Genomic DNA, 3,837 nt, shown 5'->3' with positions numbered 1-3,837 from the left:
CTCGGTGGCCGCCGGGCCGCCGGTGGTCAGCATGAGCCGGGCCTCGCCGCCGTGCGCACCCTTCCACAGGGGCATGACGGCGTCGGCGCTCACCACCCGCACGCGCTGTTCGTGGCCGCCTTCCATCAGCGCGGAGACGGAGACGCCGAGGGTGTCGGCGAGGCGGACCAGCGTGGCGAAGTTGGGGTTGCCCTGGGCTTTCTCCAGTCCGACCAGGGCGCCTTTGCTGACCTTGGCGCGGCGGCCGAGCTCGTCCAGGGACAGTCCTGCGCGGGTGCGGGCCGTGCGGACGTTGTGCGCGAGCGCCCGCAAGGCCGCCTCGGTCTCGGCCATCGGTTTGTCCCTCCAGCGGCAGGTCGGTGTGCTGCACCGTTCGGTCGTTCGGTTGACGACCTGCGGTCGGTGCGTTGTACGGTGTAGTCGTTCCATTGATAGTAAGGGATGTACGTACCGTGATCGCTCTCCTGCTGGCCCTGGGCAGCTCCCTGGCCTACGGATGTGCCGACTTCCTCGGTGGCTTGGGCGCCCGCAAGGCCCATGTCCTGCGGACCGTGATGATCGCCGCGCCGGCCTCGCTCACCGTCGAGCTGCTGCTGTGGCCCTTCCTCGGTGCCTCCTTCGCCCCGGCCACCCTCGCCTGGGGCGCGGCCTCCGGCGTGGCGTCGGCCGCCGCGTTCGCCCTGCTCTACAAGACGCTGGCGATCGGCCCGATGAACGTGCTGTCGCCGATCACCGCCCTGGTCTCGGCGATGCTGCCGGTCGGCGTCGGACTGCTTCAGGACGAGCATCTGGGGCCGACCGGACTGATCGGCCTGCCGCTGGCCCTGGCAGCCGTGGTGCTGGTCAGCGCCGGGCACAGCGCGAAGGCGGCGCGGCCGTCGCGCACCGCGCTGCTGCTGGCCGTCGGTGCCGGGGCGGCCATCGCCCTGCAACTGGTCTTCCTGCACCAGGCTCCCTCCGACAGCGGCGTCGGTCCGCTGATCGTCGGCCGCGCCGTCTCCTCCGCCGTCACCCTGGCCGCGGCCGCGGTGATGTTCCGGCGCCTGGGCCCGGAGAAGCCCGCGTACGCGATCTCGGCGACGGCCGGTGTGCTGGACTCGGTGGCCAACCTGCTGTTCCTGCTCGCCGCCCGCACCGTCGACCTGGCCGTCGTCGCCGTGATCACCGCCCTGTACCCGGCCGGCACCGTCCTGCTCGCCCGCAGCGTCCTGGCCGAACGCATCCACCGTGGCCAGCTGATCGGCCTGGGCACAGCCGCCGTCGCCGTCAGCCTTCTCGCCCTCACCTGACCGCCGCCGCTGCCCTCCGGAAGGACCCCGGCATGGCCGTCCAGCCCTGGGACAGCGTCCTGGACACCGCCGAGCGGCGGGCCTGGATAGCCCGACGGCGGCCACGACTTCGGCACCCTCAGCGTCAACGGCCTTCCAGGGCAAGCACCTCTCGCCGTACCGAATCACCTCACCCGCGACGGCGACACCCCGCTGCTCCGCTTACCCCGGCCCCGGCGCGACCCCGTCCGGGAAGCGGTCGAGGCGGCCCGGACGTCACGCTCACCGTCCCCGACCCTCCCCCGCGGTGCCGGCTCCCCGAGCGCGACCGCCCGCATTCTGCGCCCTGTCCCGGACCGGGCGGGCCCATTGCCCCGTTGGCCCGCAGACCACACCCACCTCCGGCAGCCCTCACCTTCACCCTCCCGCACACCACTCCCGAAACGGACCCTTCGATGACCCTCTTCCGCCTCGCCCGCGCCGTCGCCGACGCCTTCCCCGAGACCCTCATCGCCGTCGTCACCGCCACCGGTCTGCGCGGCCGCGAGCCATGGCCGGCCACCACCGCAGCGCTGGAGGAACTGGAGGCCCTGCTCGCCGACGGCTCCTGGTCCCCGGCGGACGAGAACGACCCGCGCATCGAGGCATGGCATGCCGTCTACCGCGCCTTCGGCACCAATCCCCGCCGCATCCGGCCCAGCGTCGATGCCCTGGGCCGCCGCTTGGCAAAGAAGGGCGCCCTGCCCCGGATCAACCCGGCCGTCGACTCCTACAACACCGTCTCCGTCCGCCACGGCCTGCCCGCCGGCGCCTTCGACCTCGACCGGGTCACCGGCGACATCGAGATCCGCTACGCCGACGGCAACGAGACCTTCACCCCGCTCGGCGAACCTGACACCGTCGAAAACCCCAAGCCCGGCGAGGTCATCTACACCGACACCACCGACGTGCTCACCCGGCACTGGAACCACCGCGACGCCCACCGCACCCGCGTCACCGCAGACTCCGCCCGCGTCGCCTTCGTCCTGGAGACCGTCGCCGCCGCCCGCGACGAGCAACTGCTCAAGACCGCAGTCGGCGACCTGCGGGCCCTCCTGCAGCCGCACTGCGACAGCAGCACCGCGCACTACCTCAGCCCGGCCCACCCCGACACCACCGCCTGACCACCCCGCCCAGCACGGCGGCAGGGCCACGCCCGTCCCCGCCGAAAGCCCACCCCCGCACCCCTCTGGAGGCCCGCCTTGTTCACCGGCCTGAGCGCCTTCCCGCTCACTCCCGTCCCCGGCAACGGCAACGTCGACGAGAAGGCGTACGCCACGCTGGTCCAGCGGCTCGCCGCCGCCGGCGTCGACTCCATCGGCGCGCTGGGCTCCACCGGCTCCTACGCCTACCTGACCCTTGAGGAACGCGCCCGCGTCGCCCGCCTCGCGGTCGAGCACGCCGACGGCGTGCCGGTCATCGTCGGCATCGGGGCCCTGCGCACCCGACAGGTCCTCCAGGCCGCCGAGGACGCGCAGAACGCCGGAGCCTCCGCCGTCCTGCTCGCGCCGGTGTCCTACCAGCCGCTGACCGAGAAAGACGTCTTCGGCCTGTTCGAGGAGGTCACCGCGAACCTGTCGGTCCCGCTGGTGATCTACGACAACCCCGGCACCACGCACTTCACCTTCACCGACGAGCTCTACACCCGCCTGGCCTGGCTGCCGCAGGTCGCCTCCATCAAGATCCCCGCCCTGCCCGCCGATCCCGAGCAGGCCCGGGCTCGTGTCGAGCACCTGCGCCGGCTGCTGCCCGAGACGGTGACCGTGGGCATCAGCGGAGACGCCGCCGCGGCCCGGGGGCTGAACGCGGGATGCGACGCCTGGTACTCGGTGACCGGCGGCACCTTCCCCCAGCCGGCCCTCACCCTCACCCGCGCGGCACAAGCCGGCCGGCACGAGCAAGCCGAACAGGAATCGCAGCGGCTCCAGCCCCTGTGGGACCTGTTCGCCCAGCACGGAGGCTCCCTGCGCGTCGTCGCCGCAGCCGCAGCCCACCTGGGCCTGACCGCCCACCGCAACCTCCCGCTGCCGCTGCGCGGCCTGGACACCGAGGAACGCGCCCACCTCGCCACCGTGATCGAGCAACTCCAACTCCACACCTGACACCCCGCCATCCCCGCACGTGCGAGGAGCAGGAACGACCGGTCACAACAGTGAAGTCGAGGGGGGGTCCATCCCCGCGGGCGCAGGGAGAAGGACAGGATCGACGAGCTCGGGCGTCCTTTCTGGGGACCATCCCCGCGCGAGCGGGGAACAGTACTTCGTCAACAAGTACGGAGCCCGGGTCCATCCCCACGGACGCAGGAAGCAGTGATCGACACTACCGCCCCGGTCGTCCGGGCCCGCAGTCCGGACGGGGCGTCACAAGGAGGCTGCGGCCTGTCGCCGACCGCCCGGGCGGTCGACCGGGGACGATCAGAATCGGCGGCCCGTCCGTACCCCTTGCACACGTGGCACGGACGGGCCGCCTGCTCCACCTCCCCTGTGACCACGGGATGCACGGGTATGGGGCCGCCCAGACGGTCACCACC

4 protein-coding genes are annotated in these 3,837 nt (G+C 72.5%); 3 read left to right on the top strand and 1 reads right to left on the bottom strand.

Features of this window, described 5'->3' with window-relative positions; genetic code table 11:
- On the bottom strand, positions 1 to 333 hold a 333-nt coding region (locus IE321_RS41055), incomplete at its 3' end, for a helix-turn-helix domain-containing protein (protein WP_190226718.1).
- Between the two features lie 119 nt (positions 334 to 452).
- On the opposite strand from IE321_RS41055, the gene IE321_RS41050 reads away from it, so the two are divergent.
- The 3 genes from IE321_RS41050 (at position 453) to IE321_RS41040 (ending at position 3,409) form a co-directional block, all read left to right on the top strand.
- Positions 453 to 1,289 carry an EamA family transporter gene (locus tag IE321_RS41050; protein ID WP_190226717.1) on the top strand — a complete coding sequence of 279 codons (837 nt, stop codon included), beginning with the start codon at positions 453 to 455 and terminating at the stop codon, positions 1,287 to 1,289.
- A gap of 434 nt (positions 1,290 to 1,723) precedes the next feature.
- Positions 1,724 to 2,431: a B3/B4 domain-containing protein gene (locus IE321_RS41045; protein WP_190226716.1), complete on the top strand. Its 708-nt coding sequence runs from the start codon at positions 1,724 to 1,726 to the stop codon at positions 2,429 to 2,431.
- Between the two features lie 78 nt (positions 2,432 to 2,509).
- Positions 2,510 to 3,409, top strand: coding sequence for a dihydrodipicolinate synthase family protein (locus IE321_RS41040; protein ID WP_190226715.1), 900 nt, complete (start codon positions 2,510 to 2,512; stop codon positions 3,407 to 3,409).
- Positions 3,410 to 3,837: the final 428 nt, after the last annotated feature.

The sequence above is a fragment of the Streptomyces hydrogenans genome (genome assembly GCF_014656075.1).
Taxonomy (GTDB): Bacteria; Actinomycetota; Actinomycetes; order Streptomycetales; family Streptomycetaceae; genus Streptomyces; species Streptomyces hydrogenans.
Note: the sequence above shows the minus strand (reverse complement) of the source record. Positions and strands in the feature narration are given on the sequence as shown.

Bases quoted from the DNA above. Each gene is read 5' to 3' on its own strand.
- IE321_RS41045 (WP_190226716.1), top strand. From the start codon at position 1,724: ATGACCCTCTTCCGCCTCGCCCGCGCCGTCGCCGACGCCTTCCCCGAG.